At 36.9% G+C, this 2,401-nt stretch carries 3 protein-coding genes; 1 reads left to right on the top strand and 2 read right to left on the bottom strand.

What is annotated here, in order from left to right:
* Nucleotides 1–894 (top strand): choice-of-anchor V domain-containing protein (locus tag AC22ZQ_RS14160; protein ID WP_318959411.1); only part of this gene is annotated, 894 nt, incomplete at its 5' end.
* Between the two features lie 57 nt (nucleotides 895–951).
* Here the strand turns inward: AC22ZQ_RS14160 and hemH are convergent.
* Complete coding sequence (gene hemH, locus AC22ZQ_RS14165; protein WP_318959412.1) at nucleotides 952–1,977, bottom strand: ferrochelatase; 1,026 nt, start codon at nucleotides 1,975–1,977, stop codon at nucleotides 952–954.
* An 80-nt stretch (nucleotides 1,978–2,057) separates the two neighbouring features.
* Nucleotides 2,058–2,401: hypothetical protein (locus AC22ZQ_RS14170; protein ID WP_318959413.1), on the bottom strand; the 344-nt coding region annotated here is incomplete at its 5' end.

The following is a 2,401-nucleotide window of genomic DNA, read 5'->3' on the forward strand; positions in this document are numbered from 1 at the left end:
ATAAAAAAAACTATGAACATGAATATAAAGTATACACTATTTGGAACAGCCTTTTTAGCCTTAGGTGCAGGGTTGTTTTCCTTTAACACGACAGAAATTAAAGCGGTTTCTTCTAAAGAAATAACAGCGCATAAAATAAATTCCTCAGGATCAGTTTCAGGAAGAACCGGGGCACCTGGGGAAAGTACTTGTACCTCTTGTCACGGAGGTTCAGTTCAGGATGGTTCATCGGTTATTGAGATTAACTTCCCAAATAATGAAACTACATTCTTACCAGATGAGGTGTATAATTTGACTCTTAATTTCCCTGGTGGATCTGCAAAAAATGGTTTCCAATTAACCGTTCTAGATAATTCAGATAGTAAAGTTGGTTCTTTGTCTAGTCTTGATAATACAACTTCAACTGCTGCATTTTCAGGAAGAGAATACTTAAACCATACGTTTAATGGAACCGGTCAAACCTCTTGGGATTTTCAATGGATTGCACCTGCAGCCTCAGTTTCGGAGGTTACTTTCTATGTTGCAGCGAACAAAACCAATAGTAGTGGAACAAATTCAGGGGATGTTATTTACACCCACAGCTTGAGCTTTGCACAAGATCCATCTGCAGGTATTTTTGAGTTACAAGAAAATGAAATGGATTTCCAAGTTGGTTATTCAGCAGCAGAGAATACCTTGAAATTGGATGTAAATGTTGAAGAAAAAAATACAGCTTTTGTAAGTGTTGTTGACTTGCAAGGTAAGGTTGTTTTTGAAAAGAATTTGGGTGAATTGTACACAGGTATGAACAACTTAAGCTTTTCAATGCCTGCAACATTAGAGAATGGAATATATGTAGTGAACTTTGCCCTTGGTAATGATTCAGCTTCTGAAAAATTGATGATCACTAAATAAATAAAGATTGAGTTAAACGAAAAAGGCTAACCTTGTGGGTTAGCCTTTTTTATGTCTTTACTTTAAGTATTTTCTAATTTCATCTTCCAAACAATCTACAAACCTAGGGTGGTCATTTGAGCTTGGAACTAAATGAACAGCTTCGCCGCCCATTTCTTGGAAGTCTTCGTGGTATTCTGTACCTATTTCTATGATTGTTTCTAAACAGTCGGCTACAAAGGCTGGACTAAATGCCAAAACCCTTTTCGCTCCTTCTTTGGCCCATTGTTCAATGAGTTTATCAGAGAAAGGTTCTAACCAATTTTTATCTAGTCTAGACTGGAATCCAACGGTATAATCACTTTCTTTTATTCCGAGTTTGGCAGCAATCAATCTTGATGTGGCAAAACACGTGGCTTTATAACAGAATTGGTTTTTCTCATTGATTTCTGTTTCACAGGGTTGGTCCTCACACAAATCATTATCATATACCTTATCTACCTGTCGCGTTGGTAAACCGTGGTAAGAGAATAGAATTTTATCGTAAGAAGATAGGTCGAAATCCTTTGCTCTATCCACCACTGCATCAATGTAAGCAGGATTGTCGTAAAACTGAGAGATAACATTGATTTCGGGAATCACCCACCATTTACGGATGATGTTCATGGCTTTTTCAATCGCAGAACCAGTAGAGGCACTAGCGTATTGTGGGAAGAGAGGGAGAATTACGATTCTATCGTACTTCTGTTTTCTCATTTCTTCTAATACCACATCCATCGAAGGGTTTTGGTAACGCATTGCCATGTGTATATGCACATTTTCATCTGCGCTAAATCTTTCTTGAGTCAAACGAACTACACTCTCTGTATGCGTGATAAGGGGAGAAACACCATTTCCGTATTCCCATAGTTCCTTGTAAATTTTAGAAGAGTTACTGGTTCTGAAAGGAACAATAATTCCATTCACTAATAGTTTTCTTCCGAACCAAGGTAAATCAATTACTCTTGGGTCATTTAAAAATTCACTTAAATATCTTCTAACATCCTTTTTTGAGGGACTATCTGGTGTTCCCAATTGGATGACTAATACTCCTGTTTTTTTCATACTCAAAGATTCGCGGCCAAAGATAGCTGCTTATCTTAACATAGGAAAGCTTAGAATGTTTATTCGACGATTGATTTTTTTTATGAACGAGAAAAAATAAGTTTCCTTAACTCGTCTCGTTCTTTTTTCAAATCGTCTAAAGCGTGCTTTTTATCCATCATTATAAGCATGTATTGCCATTTATAACTGATGTGTTTAAGGTAACGAGCAAACCAATAAGCGAAGATTCCTGATAGGGGAAGACTTGCAAAGTAGAACAATGCTTCTATCCAGTTGAGATGAAATTGAGTAACAGCGAAATAGGTAAATATACTGTAAGTGAAGGGGTAGAAAAAGAGTCCTAGGAATACAGCAAAGGGAGCATAGTACTCAACATCTGTAGATAGTTTTGGGATAATCCAATCGGTTAAAAGGTATTGAAGAA

This window comes from Lishizhenia sp., from assembly GCF_057456495.1.

What these genes read in the sequence shown, in the direction of transcription:
- hemH (WP_318959412.1), bottom strand. Translation starts at nt 1,977, where the DNA reads ATGAAAAAAACAGGAGTATTAGTCATCCAATTGGGAACACCAGATAGT.